The sequence below is a fragment of the Pseudomonas sp. GW821-FHT02H06 genome (genome assembly GCF_059421525.1).
Genome location: NZ_JBWKVD010000002.1, coordinates 42,827 through 63,358, shown reverse-complemented (window position 1 = coordinate 63,358; position 20,532 = coordinate 42,827). Strand labels below are relative to the sequence as shown.

Annotated in this window: 18 protein-coding genes; 5 read left to right on the top strand and 13 right to left on the bottom strand. The window is 62.2% G+C overall.

The genetic code is table 11. The features are described from left to right. Window positions 1–91: 91 nt before the first annotated feature. The 11 genes from AC07VF_RS03375 to AC07VF_RS03325 form a co-directional block, all read right to left on the bottom strand. Window positions 92–2,467, bottom strand: coding sequence for a response regulator (locus tag AC07VF_RS03375; RefSeq protein ID WP_282373123.1), 2,376 nt, complete (start codon window positions 2,465–2,467; stop codon window positions 92–94). Window positions 2,468–2,534: 67 nt separating this feature from the next. Then, a complete protein-coding gene (locus AC07VF_RS03370) occupies window positions 2,535–2,996 on the bottom strand; it encodes a response regulator (RefSeq protein ID WP_192172045.1) in 462 nt (153 codons plus the stop codon). Between the two features lie 19 nt (window positions 2,997–3,015). Next, entirely contained in the window at window positions 3,016–5,274 is a 2,259-nt protein-coding gene (locus tag AC07VF_RS03365; RefSeq protein ID WP_495008063.1) for an ATP-binding protein, read from the bottom strand. 157 nt (window positions 5,275–5,431) lie between these two features. Continuing rightward, window positions 5,432–7,372, bottom strand: coding sequence for a PAS domain-containing hybrid sensor histidine kinase/response regulator (locus AC07VF_RS03360; protein ID WP_495008062.1), 1,941 nt, complete (start codon window positions 7,370–7,372; stop codon window positions 5,432–5,434). Next, window positions 7,362–8,255 (bottom strand): sensor histidine kinase, encoded by an 894-nt coding sequence (locus AC07VF_RS03355; RefSeq protein WP_192172048.1) that lies wholly within the window; start codon window positions 8,253–8,255, stop codon window positions 7,362–7,364. The genes AC07VF_RS03360 and AC07VF_RS03355 overlap by 11 nt, the downstream gene beginning before the upstream one ends. Then, window positions 8,248–9,285 (bottom strand): ATP-binding protein, encoded by a 1,038-nt coding sequence (locus AC07VF_RS03350; RefSeq protein ID WP_282373119.1) that lies wholly within the window; start codon window positions 9,283–9,285, stop codon window positions 8,248–8,250. Before AC07VF_RS03350 ends, AC07VF_RS03355 begins: the two co-directional genes overlap by 8 nt. Then, on the bottom strand, window positions 9,276–9,680 hold the full coding sequence (locus tag AC07VF_RS03345) for an anti-sigma regulatory factor (RefSeq protein WP_192172050.1): 405 nt from the start codon (window positions 9,678–9,680) through the stop codon (window positions 9,276–9,278). Before AC07VF_RS03345 ends, AC07VF_RS03350 begins: the two co-directional genes overlap by 10 nt. After that, window positions 9,677–10,039: an STAS domain-containing protein gene (locus tag AC07VF_RS03340; protein WP_192172051.1), complete on the bottom strand. Its 363-nt coding sequence runs from the start codon at window positions 10,037–10,039 to the stop codon at window positions 9,677–9,679. Before AC07VF_RS03340 ends, AC07VF_RS03345 begins: the two co-directional genes overlap by 4 nt. Before the next feature lie 4 nt (window positions 10,040–10,043). After that, window positions 10,044–10,895, bottom strand: a complete 852-nt coding sequence (locus tag AC07VF_RS03335; protein WP_192172052.1) for an STAS domain-containing protein — start codon at window positions 10,893–10,895, stop codon at window positions 10,044–10,046. 267 nt (window positions 10,896–11,162) lie between these two features. Further along, window positions 11,163–11,642, bottom strand: a complete 480-nt coding sequence (locus AC07VF_RS03330; protein ID WP_192172290.1) for a hypothetical protein — start codon at window positions 11,640–11,642, stop codon at window positions 11,163–11,165. Window positions 11,643–11,798: 156 nt separating this feature from the next. Beyond that, the gene (locus tag AC07VF_RS03325; RefSeq protein WP_495008061.1) at window positions 11,799–12,920 is read right to left on the bottom strand and encodes a DUF1615 domain-containing protein; all 1,122 of its coding nucleotides are present in this window, start codon (window positions 12,918–12,920) and stop codon (window positions 11,799–11,801) included. A 182-nt stretch (window positions 12,921–13,102) separates the two neighbouring features. On the opposite strand from AC07VF_RS03325, the gene AC07VF_RS03320 reads away from it, so the two are divergent. From AC07VF_RS03320 to AC07VF_RS03300, 5 genes are all read left to right on the top strand, one after another. After that, a complete protein-coding gene (locus tag AC07VF_RS03320; RefSeq protein ID WP_346626262.1) occupies window positions 13,103–13,645 on the top strand; it encodes a cysteine hydrolase family protein in 543 nt (180 codons plus the stop codon). A 14-nt stretch (window positions 13,646–13,659) separates the two neighbouring features. Further along, on the top strand, window positions 13,660–14,613 hold the full coding sequence (locus AC07VF_RS03315; RefSeq protein ID WP_495008060.1) for a 2-hydroxyacid dehydrogenase: 954 nt from the start codon (window positions 13,660–13,662) through the stop codon (window positions 14,611–14,613). 231 nt (window positions 14,614–14,844) lie between these two features. Then, window positions 14,845–15,489: an HAD family hydrolase gene (locus tag AC07VF_RS03310; protein ID WP_346626264.1), complete on the top strand. Its 645-nt coding sequence runs from the start codon at window positions 14,845–14,847 to the stop codon at window positions 15,487–15,489. A gap of 82 nt (window positions 15,490–15,571) precedes the next feature. Beyond that, the gene (locus AC07VF_RS03305; RefSeq protein WP_495008059.1) at window positions 15,572–16,792 is read left to right on the top strand and encodes a putative DNA modification/repair radical SAM protein; all 1,221 of its coding nucleotides are present in this window, start codon (window positions 15,572–15,574) and stop codon (window positions 16,790–16,792) included. Then, complete coding sequence (locus tag AC07VF_RS03300) at window positions 16,789–17,685, top strand: TIGR03915 family putative DNA repair protein (RefSeq protein WP_495008058.1); 897 nt, start codon at window positions 16,789–16,791, stop codon at window positions 17,683–17,685. Before AC07VF_RS03305 ends, AC07VF_RS03300 begins: the two co-directional genes overlap by 4 nt. A gap of 33 nt (window positions 17,686–17,718) precedes the next feature. On the opposite strand, the gene AC07VF_RS03295 is transcribed toward AC07VF_RS03300, so the two are convergent. Together AC07VF_RS03295 and AC07VF_RS03290 are read right to left on the bottom strand one after the other, a co-directional pair. Further along, window positions 17,719–18,786, bottom strand: coding sequence for an alpha/beta hydrolase family protein (locus AC07VF_RS03295; RefSeq protein ID WP_192172059.1), 1,068 nt, complete (start codon window positions 18,784–18,786; stop codon window positions 17,719–17,721). 396 nt (window positions 18,787–19,182) lie between these two features. Beyond that, on the bottom strand, window positions 19,183–19,788 hold the full coding sequence (locus AC07VF_RS03290) for an FMN-dependent NADH-azoreductase (RefSeq protein ID WP_495008057.1): 606 nt from the start codon (window positions 19,786–19,788) through the stop codon (window positions 19,183–19,185). Window positions 19,789–20,532 lie beyond the last annotated feature (744 nt).

Sequence of the window (20,532 nt, the reverse complement as noted above, 5' to 3'; positions counted from 1 at the left end):
CTAAAGCCGGTCCTACAATGGGAGCCCGTCGCAGGCCCTGCAGATGAGTGCAATCCCGGTGGGAGAGGCTTCAGCCCGCGGAATTTCGGACCTACGCCTGCATCAACACCCGGGCCAGTTTCTTCGCCAGTTCCTCTTCCTTGTACGGCTTCTGCACGATCAGCTTCGGGTCGACGTCGAGGATGTCGATGTCGGCGAAACCGGTGATGAACATGATCGGCAGCTGCGGGTGGTCGCGGCGGACGATTTCCGCCAGCTCGCCACCGGTCATGTTAGGCATGGCGAAGTCGGTCAGCAGCAGTTCGATGCCGGGGTCGAGCTTCTTCAGCGCTTCGTCGCCGCTGTCCGCTTCGACCACCGAATACCCCAGCGAGACCAGCATCATCGCCGTCACCGAGCGTACGTCCGGGTCGTCGTCTACCAGCAGAATCGTGCGGTGCTTGGTGTCCGCATCGGCGCGGCCGGGCATGTCGGAGGCGCTGACCACCGGGACCGCCGTGCGCGCCACGCTGGGCAGGTACACCCGCAGCGTGGTGCCGGCGTTTTCGGCGGTGTCGATGCTCACGCCGCCACCGGACTGCTTGGCGAAGCCGAACACCTGCGCCAGACCCAACCCCGAGCCCTTGCCCACCGCCTTGGTGGTAAAGAACGGTTCGAAGGCCTTGGCCAGGACTTCCGCGCTCATGCCGCAGCCGGAGTCACTCACCGACAACACCACATACGCGCCGGGCTCCGGATCTTCCTGCCGTAACGGCAGGCGATAAACCATCTCGTTCCAGGTGCTCAAGCGCAGTTCCCCGCCCTGGGGCATAGCGTCCCGGGCGTTGATCGCCAGGTTGAGGATGATCATCTCGGTCTGCGTCGGGTCCACCAACGCGCTCCACAGGTCCTCGGCGAGTTCGGTTTCCACCCAAACGCTGCCGCCCAATGCTCGACCCAGCAGTTCGCGCATGCCGTCAATCGTGTCGTTGAGGTTCAGCGCAACGGGCTCCAGGCGCTGGCGACGGGAGAACGACAGCAGCTGACTGGTGAGCTTGGCGCCCCGCTCGCCCGCTTCGCGGATGTTCTGCAGGCGCTGCGGCGACTTGGTGAACACGCCTTTTTCCAGATCCCGGCTGAGGAAGTTCGCGCTGGTCAGGATCACCGTCAGCAGGTTGTTGAAGTCGTGGGCGACGCCGGCGGTCAACTGGCCGACTACCTCGAGCCGCTGCATCTGCTGCAAGGCGGCCTCGACCCGTTCGCGCTCCTTGATCTGATCGCGCAGACGCTTGTTGGTCGCCGCCAGTTCGTCCACCACCGCCCGCTCGCCGGTGATGTCGCGGACCGCGGCGTACATCAGCCCGTCGTCCGGCACGATGGTCCACGAGAGCCAGCGAAAGCCACCATCGGCATGGCGCATGCGGTTCACGAAGCGCGTGGTCACGTGGCCGTCGGCAATGCTGGCGGTCTCGCGCAACGTGGCGGCAAGATCATCCGGATGGATGAATTCGCTCAACCGCTGCTGGCCGACCTCATCCCGACCCCATCCCAGCGTCGCCTCCCACGCCGGGTTGAGGGCGATTGGCGTCATGTCGAAATGCAATACACCCAGCAGCTCCCGGGACAGCTCCCAGGTGCGGTCACGCTCGCGGGTTCGCTGAACCACGCGTTCGCCGAGAATTTCATTGAGCTGAAGCAGCGCCTGGGTGGCATTTTTGCGTTCGGTGATGTCCTGCATGACGCCGGTAAAGCGCACGCACTGGCCGTCTTCGAACAGAGAGCGGCCATTGGCGAAGACCCAGCGCTCCTCGCCCTCATCGGTAATCAGGCGGTGCTCGATCTGGAACGAGGTGTCCACCGTCAGCGCGGCCATGACCTTGCTGTGCAACTGATCGCGGTCGTCCGGATGGCAGAGCAGGAACATGAGGGCGAGGGTAACGTGGGCGTCGGCTTCAACGCCGTAAAGCGTTTTACAGCGCTCGTCCCACAGCAGCGTGTCGGTGCGCGGATCGTAGGTCCAGACGCCCATGTCGGCCGCTTCGATCGCCAGATGCGCACGCACTTCCGCGACTTGCAGCGTCTTCTCGGCGTACAGGCGCTTTTCCCGCTCCTGCACTTCGGACACCGCGCGCACCACCGCCTTGGGCAGCATTTTCATGTTCTGCTTGAGGACGTAATCAATGGCGCCCATGCGCATCATCTCGACGGCATGCTGCTCGCCGAAGATCCCCGAGAGAAAGATGAACGGCGTCTTCGGGGCCAGCCGCAACGCGCTATTGAGCACGTCGGCTCCTGACGAGCCCGGCAACAGATAATCGCTGAGAATGAGGTCGAAACGTGCGGCGGTCAGCTCACGTTCGACGTCCTGGTGGTTGTAGACCAGCGTAGCGTCGACCTTCAGCCCACTGTTTTCGAGGGTGAGGAGAATCAGCTCCGCATCGAGCGAACTGTCTTCGACCAAAAGCAATTTAAGCTGCGATAACGACATGGATAAAAGTCATTGTTCCAGTAGGGGCTTGCGCAAATGCGTTGACGCAGGCCAGCAAGCGCCGGATTCAGGAGCCCGGGCGACGGGCGAGTCGCAGGGAACCCGGCGGTGGCTCGTTCAGGACTGCCCAGAACACGCCAAGATCCGAGATCGCCGAGACGAATTCCTTGAATTCGACCGGCTTGACCACGTAAGCGTTCACACCCAGCGAGTAGGCGCGGTCCAAATCGGGTTCTTCGCGGGAAGACGTGAGCATCACGACGGGAATGCTGCGCAGCTCCTCGGTTTCGCGGATGACCTTGAGCACTTCAAGGCCGTCGACTTTTGGCAGTTTCAGGTCCAGCAGCATCACCGCCGGATTGCCCACCACGCGATCGTGATGGTGGTTGCGGCGCAGCAGGTAATCAAGGGCTTCTGCACCGTCACGCAACACAATAACTTCGTTGGCCAACTGGCTACGTTCCAGAGCGACAAGGGTCAGCTCGAGATCGTTCGGATTGTCTTCCACCAGAAGAATGGGTTTAAGCACTGGGCGTCTCCTTCGACACTCAAAGAGTTACGGTCAAACCGCGCTTGGGCAGCGCAAAATAAAAAGTGGCGCCATGGCCCAACTGGCTGTGCGCCCACACAGTGCCGTCATGGCGTTCGATGATCCGTCGGACACTTGCCAGGCCAATGCCGGTGCCTTCGAATTCCTCCATGCGGTGCAGGCGCTGGAACACCCCGAACAGCTTGCTGGCGTAGGCCATGTCGAAGCCGACGCCGTTATCGCGGATGAACACCACGACCTTGCCGTCTTCCTCGTAACTCCCCACCTCGATCACTGCCGGGTCCTGGTTGCGGGTGTACTTGATCGCGTTGGACAACAGGTTGCGCATCGCCAGATGCAGGAACGCCGCATCGGCAATGACCACGGGCAGTGGACCGGTGACCTTCCACTCCAGCGCGCGGCCTTCGTAATCAGGCAGCATTTCCCGGCGAATCGACTCGACCATCGCATTCAGGTCCACGTCGGAGAAACGCATCGCGGAGCGACCCATCTGCGAGAAGCTCAGCAGGTTGTCGACCAGCGTACCGGCGAATCGTGCCGAATCACTGATGTTTTCCAGGAAGCGTACGCCTCGGTCAGACAGCTTGCTGCCTTCGATGTCATTCAACAGCTCGGCGTACCCGGCAATGTGGCGCAACGGCGCGCGCAAGTCGTGGGAGACGCTGTAGGAAAACGCTTCGAGCTCTTTGTTGGATTTCTTCAATTCATCGGCCAGTGCGGCCATTTCTTCAGCCTTGCGCAGGACGATGCCGAGCACGGCCGCTCGCAGCTCGATCACCGCTTCGCAATCCATGTCGTCCCACGGTCGGGAGAACCCGCGCACGGTCTGCTGCCACAGGGCGAAGCTGTGACGCGGGTTCAGCGAGCCACTCGGGCTGACACTTTTTTCCGGTTTGCCTGCCCAGTTGACCACGCGAGCCTGCTCGGGCCGGAACCAGATGATGAAGTTGGAATGCAACTCGGAGATCGCCGTCGCCAGCACGCCGCTGACCGAGGTGGCCAGCACGGGCAGCTCGGGAATGTCGCGGCTGATGTTGTCGGAGCGGAAGACCTCGTGGGGATCACGGCCGCTCAGCCACTCGGCAAGCTTGACGATCTGCTCGCGCTCGGGGGTTTCGCCGTAGACATCGACGCTGGCGCCGGAAATCACCGCCGCGCCGCTGGCACCGACAAAACCCAGCAACACCTCGGGCATTGCGCGCAGGCCGCCGGTCACGCTGTCGAGGTCGGCCATGGCCGCGAGCATCTGCACGATTTGTCGGCGCAGGCTGAGCATGCGCTGGTTGGCGGCATGGGCTTCCTTGCTCTCGATCTGCAGGGACAAGACGCTGCCCAGCAGTTCACAGGCGGTCCGGGTCTGGAAGCTGACCCCGCGCGGCGTCGCGTGGTGGCAGGAAATCAGGCCCCACAACCGCCCGCGCACCACGATGGAGATCGACATCGAAGCCATCGTCTGCATGTTGCGCATGTACTGCAGATGCACCGGCGACACGCTGCGCAACGTGGCGAACGTCAAGTCCAGCGGTGCGCCGGTCAGGGGATTGTTGGCGGGTAACAGCGGCGATGGCTGGTAGTTGGCGTTTTCAATGACGCGAATACGGTTGGCCAGATACAGCGCCCGGGCCTGGGCAGGCACGTCAGACGCCGGGAAGCTAAGGCCGAGCAGGCTTTCATAGTCGTCATCTGCCGCTTCGGCATTGACCAGGCCGTTTCCATCGACATCGAAGTGGTAGGCCTTGACCCGACCGAAGCCGGTGATGCGCTTGACCTCGGAGACCGATCGCTGACACAGCGCTTCGATGCTTTCGTCTACGGTCATCTGGCTGATGAACCCGCGCATCAGCGGGTAAACATTGCCGTAGGCGCCGGTCATGTCACCGGCCGGCTCGAACTCGGCGATCAGGACATGATCGTGACGATGAACCATCATGGTCATCGGCTGAGCCGTGCTGGAACCCGAAAGGAACCGCACTTCACCGATGTGGAACGGGTTCTGTTCTTCTTCAGGCAGCGCTTGCAGCCGTTGGAGCAGCCGCTCGGGCTCGGCGAACACGCGGGTGAGGGTGGCGCCGATCAACGACTGGGGCTCCAGCCCGAGCCAGTCGCTGACATTGGCACTGACTTGAATGATGGTCGAAGCCGCTTCGTCGATGACCAGCAGAAAGCCCTGGGGCTGAATGCTGCCGGGGATTTGGATCGGTTCACGCGCGCAATGCTCAATCGCGCCCTGAAGGCCGTCGTCGTCGCTAAGGGTCAAGGTCTCGCTCCTTCACCGTCAACGTTTGGGCAAACGGCGTCGGTAATATGTGCCGGAAAGGCGGCACGGATGGGGATGCCACACACGGTAACAAAAACCGACCGGCTCAAATACTCCGAACTGACTGATTCACGAGAAAAAAACCATTCATTCGCATTCAGCTGTCGACCATGGCCCTTACTTTCGACAGAAACTCCACCAACTGGAAGGGTTTGAGAATCATGTCCATCCGTTCGCCCAAAAAGTCCTGACGATTGAGCGCGTTCTCGGCGTAGCCGGTCATGAACAGCACCGGCAGGTCGGGACGCCAGCTTCGGCCGCGCTGGGCCACCTCACGGCCATTCATTTCGGGCATCCCGACGTCGGTGAGCAACAGGTCGATGGTACTGTCGTGCTCAAGGCAGGACAGCGCCGTGCCGACATCGGCAACCGGGGTGCAGCGATAACCGGCATCGGTGAGGATTTCATTGACGAACATGCGCACCGAGGCCGTGTCTTCAACGATCAGTACGTGCTCCCCTGCCCCCTGCGCGACGACGGCGGCAGGCTGCTGCGGCTCGACGCGCTGCTCGTCCGCCGCCGGCAGCAGCAGCGTAACCTCGGTGCCGTGGCCGACAACGCTGCGAATCTGCACGTCGCCACCCGACTGGCGGGCGAAACCATAGATCGTCGACAGGCCCAGGCCGGTGCCCTGGCCGATGGGCTTGGTGGTGAAGAACGGGTCGAACACTTTATCGATCAGATGGTGCTCGATGCCGACGCCGTCATCGCGCACGGTCAGGGCAATGTACGCGCCGTCCGCCATGCGGGAATGACCCTGGGAATAGGTCTCGAAGGTACTGATCCAGATGTTTCCGCCCGCGGGCAACGCGTCACGGGCGTTGATCACCAGATTGAGCACGGCGCTTTCGAGCTGGCCGGCGTCGACCATCGCCACAGCGCTGCGCGACGTCAGCTCAAGGGTCAGGCAGATACCTTTGCCGATGGTGCGGCCCAGCAGGTCTTCAAGGGAGCGCACGTACTGATTGACGTCCGCAGCGCGGGTGTCGAGGGGCTGCTGGCGAGCAAAGGCCAGCAGACGATGGGTCAATGCCGACGCGCTTTTCGCCGACGCCAATGCGGCATCGGCGTAGGTCATGACTTTTTCGGTGCGACCGTCTTCGGTGCGCTTCTTGATCAGCTCAAGCCCGGTGACGATGCCCGTCAAGAGGTTGTTGAAGTCGTGGGCGATGCCGCCGGTGAGCTTGCCGATGGCGTCCATTTTCTGCGCCTGCAGCAACTGCTCTTCGGTCCGGGCGCGCTCGGCAACTTCGTGGGCGAGCCGGCTGTTGACCGAGTCCAGCTGCTGCAGATGCGACTGTTCGCGGCGGCGGTGCTCGGTGACGTCTTCGATGAAGACCAGGCTCATGCCGCTGACCCGATACGGCGACACCTGCCATTCGGTTTCGCGCAGCTCGCCCTTGACCCGCATGCTCAGCGTGCCCATCCAGCGCTCGCCCGCTTCCAGCGCTTCACGCAGCCCGTCCAGCGCCGAGCCCTGGTCTTCGATGAAGCTGCGCAGCACCGAGTTGTCGCCAGCGGCCTGCCCCAGCAACTGGGCAAAGGCATGGTTGGCTTCGTGGACTTTCAGATGGCCGTCCATCACCGCAATCGGCGCCGAGACGTTGGCGAAAATTTCGCGAAAGCGCTCTTCGCTGTCGCGCAACGCGTATTCGGTGTCACGCACCCGCAGCAGTGTGCGCAGGGTGGCGAGCAGCACGTCGGGGTCGACCGGGTGCACCAGATACGCGTCCGCGCCGGCTTCAAGGCCGGTCACGATGTCGCCGGTCTGGATCGAGGCCGCAGAGACGTGGACCACCGGCAACAGCGCCGTGCGGGGCGCAGCGCGCAACTGCCGAACGATGTCGAAGCCGCTCATGTCCGGCAGGTTGACGTCGAGAATCAGCGCGTCGGGGATCCGCTCGGCGATCAGCGCAAGGCCTTCGGTGCCGGTGCCGGCTTCCGAGACCACAAAGCCCTGGCGCTCCATGCGTCGACGCAGGGCGTAGCGGGTCGCGGTGTTGTCATCAACGATCAGCAGCCGGGTTTCAGGCTTCATCCGCAGGCTCCTGGGCCAGTGCCAACGGGATCACCACATAAAACGTCGAGCCGACACCGGGCTCGCTCTCCACGCCCACGTGGCCACCGAGCAATTCGGCGAAGCGTTTGCACAGGGACAAGCCCAGCCCCGTCCCGCGCAGGCGTTTTTGCAGCGGCGAGTCGACCTGAATGAAATCTTCGAACAGCGCGCCGTGGAGCTCCTGAGGAATACCGATGCCGGTGTCGGTCACCGCAAAGCGAATCGAGTCCTCAGACTCCAGCCGCGCCGACACCCGTACTTCGCCGCGCTGGGTGAATTTCAGGGAGTTGGAAATGAAGTTGCGCAGGATCTGCCCGAGCTTCTGATCATCGGTGTAGAGCCTCGGCAGACCCGCGGGCTCTTCGAAGATGAGGTCCACGGCCGAGGTGTCGACGATAGGCCGGAACATCCCGCGCAGCGCCGAAAACAGATCGAACATGTCAAACCACGCCGGCGAGATGGAAATGCGGCCCGCTTCGATCTTCGCCAGGTCGAGCAGGTCATCGACCATGTCGCTCAATTCCCGCGCGGCGTTGCTGACAAAGGCGACCTGCTTGTGCTGTTCCGGGCTCAACGTGCCGTCCAATTCGTCGGACAGCAGGCTGGCGATGCTCAGGATCGAACCCAGCGGCGTGCGGAACTCATGGCTCATGTAGGCCAGAAAACGGCTCTTCAGGTCAGACGCCTGGCGCAGCTGCTCGGCCTGCATGTCGAGCTCGCCGTACAGGGCAAGTACGCCCTGGTTCGTCTCGTCGAGCTCGGCGCGAAGGGCTGCCGCTTCGGCTCGCACGCGCTGGAGCTCGAGTTCGGTCGCCAGTGCGGGGGAGCCCTCGAGCGTCTCGCGGGCAGTGTTGTCAGTCATCGAGCGTCTCCAGAGCCATCACCAATACCGTTACGTCGTCCCTGCCCCGGCAATAATCGCGGTGTAACACCGCTGCAATGATCGCCGGGTGTCGGTACATCAGACCCGGATAGTCGCGAAGATTCCAACGCGATTGCAGGCCGTCGCTGAACATGATCAGCAACTGACCGGTGCAGTCGGCGTAGTCGATGGGCGGAATCTTCCGGTATTGCAGGCCGACAATGCCCGGGTGCGAGGGTATGCCCCGGGTTTTGTCGTCGCCGATCAGCGTCGCGCCGATATTGCCGATGCCGATGAAGCGCAGCTTGCCCGACGCGCCATCAAACAGCGCCAGCGCAGCCGCGCCGCCCCGGCTGCCGCGCATGTCGAAGTGCAGGTCTTCCAGCAGCACGCCAGGATCAGCGAAGGGATTTCTCATGAACGCCCGGGCACCGGCCATCCCGGCCTCTTCCGCCTCAGGGCCATGGCCCAGGCCGTCGATCATCATGATCGCCACCTGTTGGCCCTTGACCGCAACTTCCCACACATCGCCACAGGCCGGGTCATCGTGCAGCGACTGCTGCGTGATGCCCAAGCGCAGGTCCTTCACCACGCTTTTGCGCGGAAAGAAACGCGCCAGAAGCGCGCTGCCGCGAGCGTCGCTGTGCACGTCGAACACTTGCGCCTGACGCAGAATCGACCCCAGGCCGATGCCCTGGGTGCCACGGCTGGAAAAGCCGTCGGCCATGCAGTTCTGCACGTCGAACCCCTTGCCCCGGTCGATGGCAATGATCTCGACGCCCGGCACCGCAGCCGATGCGTCGCCGGAGACATCGCCGGGCAGCACACGCACGTGCAATTCGCCGCTCTGCGCGTGCTTGAGAATGTTGCTCGCCAGCTCCGTGGTGACCAGCGCAACGCGGCCGCAGTCGGCCTCGTCGAAGCCGGCCTGTTCGGCGAGCTTTTGCGCGGTGCGTCGGGCGTGGCCGACCTGACTGATGTCCTCGATCGGCAACACCTGAGTCAAGTGGCTGTGCAGGCTCACGTCCATTTGCAGATCGTCACACGGGTGCCTGCGCCGGGCGCGGTGTCCAGCTCGAAGTCGTCCACCAGCCGCTTGGCACCGGTCAGGCCAAGGCCCAGACCGCCGCCGGAGGTCCAGCCGTCGGTCATCGCCAGCTTCAGGTCGGGAATCCCCGGACCTTCGTCGCGAAAGGTCAGGCTCAGGCCAACGCGCACGCCGTCCTCGATGATCTGCCAGTCCATGTCACCGCCGCCGCCATAGACCATGGTGTTGCGCGCCAGCTCGCTGACCGCTGTCACCAGTTTGGTCAGGTCGATCAGGCGCATGCCGCATTCCTGGGCCAGCTTGCGAGTGGTCTGGCGGGCGAGTACGACATCCTGCTCGATGCGAATGGGTTGAGTGCCGCTGCTGCGCACGCTCATTGGGAATAGGCTCTCTCGCGCAGCAGTTTCATGCCGCGCTCGACGTTCAGCGCAGTGCTGACGCCCGGCAGGGTCATGCCCAGTTCGACCAGGGTGATGGCGACAGCAGGCTGCATGCCCACCAGCACGGTTTCGGCGTCCATGATCCGCGACAGGCCGGAAATCATGCCGATCATCCGGCCAATGAACGAATCGACCATGTCCAGTGCGGAGATGTCGATGAGCACGCCACGGGCCGAGGTACGGCTGATGCGTTCGGACAAGTCGTCCTGCAGCGTCATCGCCAGTTGGTCATGCATGTCCACCTGGATAGTGACGAGCAGAAAGTCGCCCATCTGCAGAATCGGGATGCGCTCCATGGGCTCATACCGCCTTGGTAATGGTGACGCCGAGACGGCGCAGGGCCAGTGCCAGCGCGTCGGCGAGGTTGGCTTTGGTGACCACGCCTTGCAGATCCAGGCCCAGGTGCACGATGGTCTGGGCAATCTGCGGACGCACACCGCTGATGATGCAATCGGCGCCCATCAGGCGAATCGCCGTGACGGTCTTGAGCAAGTGCTGGGCCACCAGGGTGTCGACGGTCGGCACACCGGTGATGTCGATGATCGCGATTTCCGCGCCGGTGTCGACGATGCGCTGCAACAGGGATTCCATGACCACTTGGGTGCGCTGCGAATCCAGCGTGCCGATCATCGGCAACGCCAGAACGCCGTCCCACAGTTTCACCACGGGGGTGGACAGCTCAAGCAGCTCTTCCTGCTGACGCTTGATCACCGCCTCGCGGGACTTCTGATAGGTGCGAATGGTGTGCAGGCCAAGCCCGTCGAGCAGTTCGGAGATCTGCATCACTTGCTCGGCGACCAGCGCGGGCTGGTCGGCGAAGTCGCGCTGCAGTTGTGTGAACAACGGGCCTTTGAGGGCGAAGATGAAGCTGGCGGTCTGCTGGGAATCCTGACCGGCCAACGCACGCTGGCTGGAGAGTTTTTCCAGGAAGTGGCGAACGTCATCCCACTCGGTGGTGGTGATGTTGACCGAGCCACCCTTCTCAAGGGTCGACGTCAGCAGGCGCAGGAAGTCGGTAACTTGCTGGCGAATCTCTTCGGTTTTGAGATTGCGGGTCGCGCCGCTGGCTTCCAGGTCGGCGTGCCACTGAACGGCAAGCTGGGATTCCGAGCGCTTGAGCGCGTCAACGGTGATTTGTTGCAATGCTGCCATGAGGGTGGCTCCAGTGAGTGCACGTCGAGAGTTAGAGTTGGTCGACTTGAGCGGGCCTGTGAAATATGCGGAATGGTCAAAAAAACAGCACGGAACGTTGAGCGGCAAGTTGTTGCAAGGCGCGGACCAACAGGCTGTCTGGCTAACGGGTTTGCAGGCGCTGCAACGGGCGTGAACCGGGCAGACGAAATACGCCTGCCGTGACTTGGTGTCAAGGTAACATCAGTCCGTTTTCGCTGTTTCTGTATCAGCGCGAGCGTCACGGCCTTAAAACACGCTGTCCACCACTTGAACATAGATGGAAAAGGCCCCCAGCAAAAACCAGAACACAGTGAACAACCACGGCGTGCGCATGGAGAACATCAGCGATTTACGATAGCCCTTCTCGCTGGATTCGTGCTCGCTGAACAGGGGCGAGTCGTCGTAGGCGAGCCCCATGGCCGGCTGGCTGCTGAGCAACTGAGCCTGCTTGAAATGCCAGTGATCGATGATTTCGTAAGCGGCGCGGATGCCGGGCCAGGCGTGCATGGAGCTGATCAGCCCGAGCAGTGTCAAAAATGGGGGAACCACCAGCGTGAACATCTTGCCCCACTCCGGATTAAGGTTAGCCATCGACGAGGCGAAGGCGATCACCAGAAACGATTGCGCGGACAAATAGGCGTTGGTGCGGTTGGAGAGGATGGCCGTCTCGTACTGGATTTCCTTGCGGTAGAAGTCCAGCCGGTCTTTCGGCGATCCGAACAGCATGGCGTCAGCGACCTGAGCATCCGCGGCCTGCTCTTCGGCCACCGGGTTGCTGCTGGTGATGATGATCGGTGTTTCGATGTCACGGCTCACAAGGGTGCCTCCTGCAAATTGAATGTGGGACCGGCTTTAGCCGGGAAGCTTTTGACAATCACGCCCTCACTTCAATGACCCGGACGCCCGCGCCATGCAGCGAACCCGCCGCTCTTCCACCCGCTGGGCGAACCAGGCCGTGGTCAGCTTGCGGGTGATCTTCGGACTTTCCAGCACGATGCCCGGCAAAATCGCCCTCGGCAGCGGCTTGCCGGCGGCCTTGTCGGCCATGGCGAAAATCTTCGCGTACAGCTCGGTGTCTTCGAAGGCCAGGGTTTCGCCCTTCTCCAACTGGCTGCGGATGGTCGTGTTGCGCATGTCCAGCTGCGGGTAGAGGCTGCGAACCGCCAGTTCGGTCTGCCCCAGCGCCGGGCCGAAACCATAGCTGATCAGGTCGCCATCCAGCGCCAGGCGTTTGCCGGACACCCGCGCCAGAGCGCTCTGGAATGCCGCATTGCGGCTGGCGTACCAGCCGGCGTTGAAGTCGGCGAAGCGGTACAGCGGCCTGTCATAGCTCACCGGATAACCCAGCAGGTGGGCGATGCCGAAGTACATGCCGCCGCGACGGCTGAACACTTCATGGCGAATAGACCCCTCGACCGGATACGGATAATCCCGGGCCTGCCGCTCGGCAAATTCGATGCTGACCTGCATGGGCCCGGCGGTGTGCACGGGGTTGAAATTGCCGAACAGGGTACGACCCAGCGGCACCATGCCGATGAAGTCATCGAAGATCGCGCTCAGGTCTTTTTCCGTGCGGGCGGCGCTGAGGCGTTCGTTGAAGGTCTTGCCGGTCGAGGAGCGGATGTCCAGTGCGCTGCGCACCAGCAGGTTGGGGATGTGCGCCTTGCTGGCGCGACGGTCGATTTCATCCTGGGCGATCTTGCCCATACCGGGGACGGCCGGGTCGACCTGGAAGTTGGATTCCTGCTCGGTCACGGCCAGCACGGAACAGAGGTTTTCAACGCTGGGGCTGATGTGCTGCGCCTCGAATGCCCGCTGAATATCCTGGGCCCAGCCCTGGCGGTCGGCGACAGTGGCGGGCAACAACCGCACGATTTCACTGCGCACCACCGAGGGTTCCGGCGCGGGTTCCTGGCTGCGTTGCGAACTGCAACCGGCGAGGACCGCCAGCAGGATCAGGCTGGCTAGGGCATAGAGGTGGCGGCTGATTCCATTCACGGGCATGACTTCTCGCTGGTTACTCAAACGGGGTGGCGGGCTATGGACAGCGGGGAGCGCTGCTGATTCAAACAGGGCTGGATACGGCCCTACAAAAAGCATTGCGTTCAAGCTGCGAAGCGGGAGTGGCCCTACGCTCGGGCAGGCATTACTCTGACCCACCCTACCCATTCAACAAGGAAGCCCGAATGTCCACCACAGCGCTCATCGTAGTCGATATCCAGAACGACTACTTTCCCGGCGGCAAATGGCCCCTCGCAGGCGCCGATGCCGCCGCCGACAACGCCGCCAAGGTGATTCAGGCCGCTCGGGACGCCGGGGATCTGGTCGTGTTCATCCGCCATGAATCAGGCGCCGACGCCCCCTTCTTCACCCCTGGCTCCGATGGCGCAAAGCTGCACCCCAAAGTCCTGAACCTCGAAAGCGAAACGGTAGTGCTCAAGCATTTCCCCAACTCGTTCCGCGAAACCGGGCTGCAAGCGCTGCTCAAAGACAAAGGCATCGAGAACCTGGTCATCATCGGTTCCATGAGCCACATGTGCATCGACGCCACCACCCGTGCGGCGGCGGACCTCGGTTACACCGTCAAAGTCATCCACGACGCCTGCGCCAGCCGCGACCTGGAATTCGAAGGCAGCGTAGTGCCTGCCGCCCAGGTTCACGCCGCATTCATGTCAGCGTTGGGCTTTGCCTATGCCGAGGTGCTGAGCACCGACACCTATCTGGCCTGACGAAGGAGAACACAATGAGTGACAAGAAAGCCGACATTCTGGTCTGGGGCCCGATGCACGCCTCGCTGATGCAAAACCTCGAGCGCGATTACCGCGTGCACAAACTCGCCGACATCAACGACATCGACACCTGGGCCGACCAGCACGGGACCAAGGTGCGCGGCGTCGTCACCAGCGGCGTGTTCGGCACCGACAACGCTATTCTCGATCGCCTGCCGAATCTGGAGGTGGTCAACAGCTTCGGCGTCGGCTATGACGCGGTCGACACTCAGTACCTGGCGCGCCGTGGCATCAAACTGAGCAACACCCCCGACGTGCTCAACAACGCCGTCGCAGAAACCGCCATGGCGCTGATGCTCGGCGTGTCCCGGCGCATCAGCGAAGCGGAGCGCTTCGTGCGGGCCGGCCAGTGGCCCAACGGCAAATTTCCCTTGGGCAACGACCTGTGCGGCAAGACCTGCGGCATCGTCGGTCTGGGCAAGATCGGCAAGACCATCGCCAAACGCGCCGCCGCGTTCGAGATGAACATCGCCTACTTCCGCCGTGGTCGTGCCTATGAAGATGTGTCCTACCAGCACTACGACAACCTTCAGCACCTGGCTCAGGACTCGGACTACCTGATTGTCATCGTCCCCGGTGGCCCGGACACCCAGCACCTGATCGACGCCGAAGTGCTTAGGGCGCTCGGACCCAAGTCTTTTCTGATCAACGTCGCTCGCGGCAGCGTTGTCGACGAGAAGGCCCTCGTAGCTTCGCTGCTGGCCTCGGAAATCGCCGGCGCCGGCCTCGACGTGTTCGAAGACGAACCCAACGTGCCAGCCGAGCTGTTGAAGCTGGACAATGTGGTGCTGACCCCGCACATCGGCTCGGGGACCTACGAAACGCGCCAGGCCATGGCCGATCTGGTGTTCGCCAACGTCAATGGTCATTTCGAGAAAGGGACGCTGGTCACGCCGGTCGAGCTGTAACCGGCGCTTCATGTGCAGGCCTGACGATCAAGCCGTCGGCCTGCTCGCACTACTGTTCAAAGGCCTGCACTGCCGTAGGGTGGACCGAACGGGCCGTACCGTAAGTCAGTGCCCGGACATCAATGCCAACTTTTCGGGATAATGCCGGTCGAACAGCCCCTACCCGGATTCCAGACATCTGCACATGCATTCCGATCAAGCAACCTGATCGAGAAACAAGGAGAACCCTGTTTGAATATTGCCGGCGTCATTTTTGACTGCGACGGAACCCTGGTTGACAGCGAACGGCTCGCCGCCGGCTTGCTGCGCGACATCCTCAATAAACACCAGGTGTTGCTGACCGTTGACGAGGTGCTGCAACGCTTTCGTGGCGTGCAGTTTGCGCTGTGCCTGGAAGGCCTGTGCCGCGACTATCCGTGGCTGCCCAGCGACGACATCGAAACCGAATTCCGCGCGCGCACCCTGCCGCTGCTGAGGGAGCGGCTGGAAGAAATGCCCGGCGCGGTCGAGTTCGTGCGCAACCTGTCGCTGCCTAAATGTGTCGCCTCCAACGGCCCGCGCAGCAAGATCGAAACCTGTCTGAGCACCGTCGGCCTGCTGGACGTGTTCCATGGCCTGATCGTCAGTGCCTATGAAGTGCAATCGTGGAAACCGTCCCCGATACTGATCGAACACGCTGCAGAATTGCTGGGCCTGCCGCCCACTCAGTGCCTGCTGGTGGAAGACAGCATTCCGGGCGTCGAGGCCGGACTGGGTGCCGGTGCGCAAGTGGCGGGGTATGGCGATACGGATTTCTCGGCCTTCATGGGGAATGCCAACTTCCATCGCGTCAAAGATTTTGGTGAATTGAAGGAATTGGTACAGCGCATCAGTTGATCGACCGGCCATCCATCCGATCGGCCCTTGTTCATCCCCGGACAACTCGATACTGTACATAAAAACAGTATCGAGAAAATCCATGCAGCTGATCGACAAGCTGAGCATCCTCGCCGACGCGGCCAAGTACGACGCTTCCTGCGCCAGCAGTGCCGCACCCAAGCGCAGTTCCGAGGGCAAATCCGGCCTCGGCTCAAGCACCGGCATGGGCATCTGCCACAGTTACACCCCTGACGGGCGCTGTGTCTCGCTGCTGAAAATCCTCCTTACCAACTTCTGTCTGTACGATTGCCAGTACTGCGTCAATCGCCGGTCCAGCGACGTGCCCCGCGCACGCTTCAGCCCCGAAGAAGTGGTCACGCTGACCATGGACTTCTACCGCCGCAACTGCGTCAGCGGTTTGTTTCTCAGTTCCGGGATCATCCGCTCGGCGGACTACACCATGGAACAGCTGATTCGCGTGGCCAAACTGCTGCGTGAAGACCACGAGTTCCGTGGCTACATCCACCTGAAGACGATCCCCGAAGCCGATCCCGCGCTGATCGAAGAGGCCGGCCGCTACGCCGATCGCCTGAGCGTCAACATCGAGCTGCCGACCCAGCTGGGCCTGCAGACCCTCGCGCCGGAAAAGGAAATGGGCTCGATCAAGCAGGCCATGCAAATCATCTACACCGGCCAGCAAACCATTCTCAACGAGCCGCGGGCGCCGAAATTCACGCCGGCCGGGCAAAGCACGCAGATGATTGTCGGTGCCGACGAAACCGATGACAGCACCATCCTGCACACTGCTGAATCGCTGTACGGCGACTTCCGCCTCAAGCGCGTCTACTACTCCGCGTTCAGTCCGATTCCCAACAGCCCGAAAAGCGTGCCCCACGCCGCGCCGCCGTTGATGCGCGAGCACCGCCTGTATCAGGCTGACTTCCTGCTGCGCAGCTATGGCTACAGCGCCAACGAGTTGCTGCAAGGCCCGGGGCATCTGGCGCTGGACATCGACCCGAAACTGGCCTGGGCGCTGGAGCACCGCGACATCTTCCCGCTGGACCTCAACCGCGCGGAGCCGGCGATGATCGCGCGGATCCCCGGCATTGGCATCCGCACCACCAAGCGTCTGGTCGAGTTGCGCCGCCAGCGCCGCATTCGCTATGAAGACCTGACCCGTCTGCGCTGCGTGCTGGCCAAGGCCAAGCCGTTCATCATCACCAGCGACTACCATCCGCGTCAGGCCGAGAGTTCAAGCATCGATCTGCGCGAGCAACTGCGGGACAAACCGCAGCCGCAACAAATGGCGCTGTGGGGATGATCATTCTTGATTGCGCCGACTCATTCGACACCTGGCGGCAGCAGGCGCGCTGGCTGATGAGCCATCAGATCAACCCGGACCAAGTGAGCTGGAGCGTGCAGCAGGACGCCGACCTGTTCGCCAGCGACACCGATTACCCCGACGAACCCGGTCCGTTCCGCGCGCGCATTCCGCTGGAATTGCTGGAGCTGCTGCAAAACGCGGCGCAATTCTGCGGCGATCAGCGCTGGACGTTGTTGTATGAGGTGCTGTGGCGGGTCAGTCACGGTGATCGCACGGCCATGTTGGCCGGCGACAAACTCGGCAGCGAACTGCACCGGCGCCTGAAACAGGTCAGCCGTGAAGCCCATCATCTGCATGCATTCTTGCGCTTCGTGGCGCTGCCGGTGATCGACAATGCCGAAGACGTCGCGGCCAAGGCGGCGTTGCTGGAGATGACCTGCCTGCCGGAATACGTCGCATGGCACGAGCCCGCCCACGACATTCTGCGCACCGCCAGTGAGCATTTCATCGGGCGCATGGGTCGTCATCGCTGGATGATCGCGACGCCCAAGGACGGTGTGTTCTATGACGGCAAACAGCTGATTCACCAGCCTGTGTGCCCAGAGGCGTGGCAGTCGCTGGCGCGCAATGCCGACGATCCCCATGGCAATCTCTGGTTGACCTACTACAGCCATATCTTCAATCCGGCGCGGCTCAATCCGAAAGTCATGCAGGGCCATCTGCCGGCGCGGTTCTGGAAAAATCTGCCGGAAGGGCCGCTGATTCCGGCGTTGATCAGCGAGGCACGTACCGGCGGGCAGCGTGATGGTCAGGCGCGGGAGATTGCCGAGCGACGCGGCAAAGTGATTCGTGGCAAACCGATGCCCTCACCCGCGGCGGACACCCAGTAGGCGGCGCGGGTGGGCTGAGGTTCTAAGTGAGCCTTACTGATCCAGGGTGTTGGCAGGTTCGAACTCGCGATGGGCGGCGGTCTGCATCCCGGCGGTGCTGGTTGGCGAGCCCAGAGCGGTGCCGAAAAAGCGCACGGCTTCCGTGCTCAGGTCGCGGTGAATGCTTTCGCGGTTGACGCCAATGGCGTCGGTGCACAGCCCGGGCTGGGTGGCGCGTTGCTCGTCATCACAGGGCGCCATGAACACAAAGTGCCCCGCCCCGGCGAACAGTTTGAAATCCGAGACATCGGGCAGCTTGCGCGCCAGCGCTTCGGCGTTCTTGTCGATGGCGAGCAGTTCGTCGCCGTCGCCGCTGTACAGCAACACCGGCACGTGCACATCCGCCAGGGTCTGCCGACCAAACATCAACCCCAGCGGCGCCATCAACATCAATGCGCCTACCCGGGGATCGGCCTGGGCGTGCAGGTCATCACGGTCCGCCACCAGTTCGCCCTGGGTCTTGCAGGCATCCCGGTCCTGCGGGCGCTCGGTGCAGTAATGGCGCAGACGCTGCAGATCAGGCTGGGCACCGGCGAGAATCAATGCCGTTTCGCCACCCGCCGAATAACCGATCACCCCAACCCGACGCGCGCTGATGTACGGCGACAGCATCGGGTCGATCAATGCGGCACTGATGGCTTCGGATATTTGCAGCGGGCGGCCGTAGAGATTGCTCAGGCTGCCCAGACGGCTGTGGTCCATGTAGTTGTCGCCCGGATGGAACACCGCCACGACGACAAACCCCTTGCGCGCCAAGGACGTCGCCAAGTCATGTTGCGCCAGCGGCGTGCCGGTGTTGCCGTGAGACAGCATCAGCAGCGGGAAACGGCCCATGGCAATGGTCGCGTCTTCCGACGCCTCAATCGGATAACCCTGAACGCGGGTGACGTGCTCATCGTCGGTGGAGGGGTAAAAGGCGTAGGCGTGCATGGGCCGGGAATCCAGCGGATCGAGAAACGTCAGCTCGTGAAAGCCCACGCTCCAGCTCTGCAGCTCACTGGCCTGCACCGAAATCAGGCTGCCCAGCAGGCTGATCATCATCACTGCACAAAGACGCATCATTGCAATGCCCCTCACCTTATCAACCCATGCCTGGCCATTCAGACGCTCAAGGGCCAAAGCCCCGCGAAAACGGCGTCTGTCGCTATCTGACCCGTGGGGTTCGATAACATTCCGAAACGTTTGAGGATCAATGGTGCACAAGGCGGGCCAAGCTCGATGAATTGAAGACGTCGGCCGCCGTTTGACGCAGAACCGACCGGATGGGCCGGCATTCTACGGTGCTTCGAAGAGGTTACGCGCAAAGAAGTCATAAAGGCTGTCGCGGGGCTGAACGTGCGGCCGCAAAACGACGAAAGCCCCGTCAAAAGACGGCGTGCAGGCCGGTGATGACAGGGCTTTCGGGTGGCGCTTTTTTATCGCTTCGAGCCCCTCGCGGGAACGCTCGACGGGTCGGGCTTACGCGAACAGCGTTTCGCTGATGTGCTTCTGCGCGGCAGCCATGGCAGCGGCACGGGGCTCGTCGCCATAAGCCAGACCTTCGGCGACGACAAAGTGCAGGTCGGTGACGCCAATGAAACCGAACACCACCTTGAGCAGGTCGTCATGGCCGGCACCGCTCGGCAGCCCCTGATGCAGACCGCCGGTGGTCGACACGACGATCACTTTCTTACCCTTGCACAGCCCTTCCGGACCGGCTTCGGTGTAGCGGAAGGTGCGGCCGGCCACACAGATGCGGTCAATCCACGCCTTCAACTGGCTCGGGATGCTGAAGTTGTACATCGGCGCACCGATGACCACCACGTCCGACGACAGAAACTCTTCCAGCGTCGCTTCGTTGGTTTCCACTTCCAGCCTCTGCGCCGCGTCACGCCCTTCCACCGGCGTACCGGCAGCGGCCAGCGTGGCGCCGGAGAAATGATTGAGTGGCTCATTCGCCAGATCGCGGTAAACCACCTGAGTATCAGGGGTGATAGCGGTAAAAGACTGAACGACACTGCGGCTCAACTGACGCGAAGCGGAGTGATCGCCGAGGATGCTGGAATCGATGTGCAAGAGTTTCATAAAGTGCTTCCCAAGGTGAGAATCGCCGCCTGGCGATCAAGTGGCGTCATCCTACCCTGTGAGGTAATGCGTGATTAGAGGGTGCAAACGCGATAGATCGTCCCACTTACAGGACAATCAGAAATGTGCGATCGATGTTGGTTCGAGGCATCTGCGGAAAATCCCGACATGGATATCGCTCCTTCCTGCCCCTTCCCGGCTAAAGCCGGTCCCACTAACAGCAGCGCGTTCAGTCAGTAGATCCGGATTTTGCCGTGAATGGACGCAGAGCGTCCCAGGATGCATACCCACGCAGAGCGTGGGCACGATCATAAATTGATGGCGTCTGCACCGGCCTCTTCCCGGCTAAAGCCGGTCCCACTAAAAGCAGCGCGTTCAGTCAGTGGGATCGGCTCCGACTGTAGGACCGGCTTCAGCCGGGAAGCCCTTGATCTGCTCTTGATCTTGATCTTCAAACACAAAAGGTCCAGACACCGCCAATCGCGACTTGGGTGCAGGCTGAACGCAGGTCTCGCGGAGTGGGCCGAGCGGCATGGATGCCGCGAGAGCCGCCCCCCGCCATGGATGGCGGATGGCGGCGGGCCCACGGAGCGAGACCGGAGTGAAGGAACCCTGAGGAACGAAGGGCCCAACCAGGAGCAAGCACCCTTGGTTACTTGGGGTGCTTTTCCAAGTAACTCGCCGAAGGCGAAACAGTCTGCCCCCAGGCAGACGCCCTTGATCTTGATGTTGATCTTGAAAAAG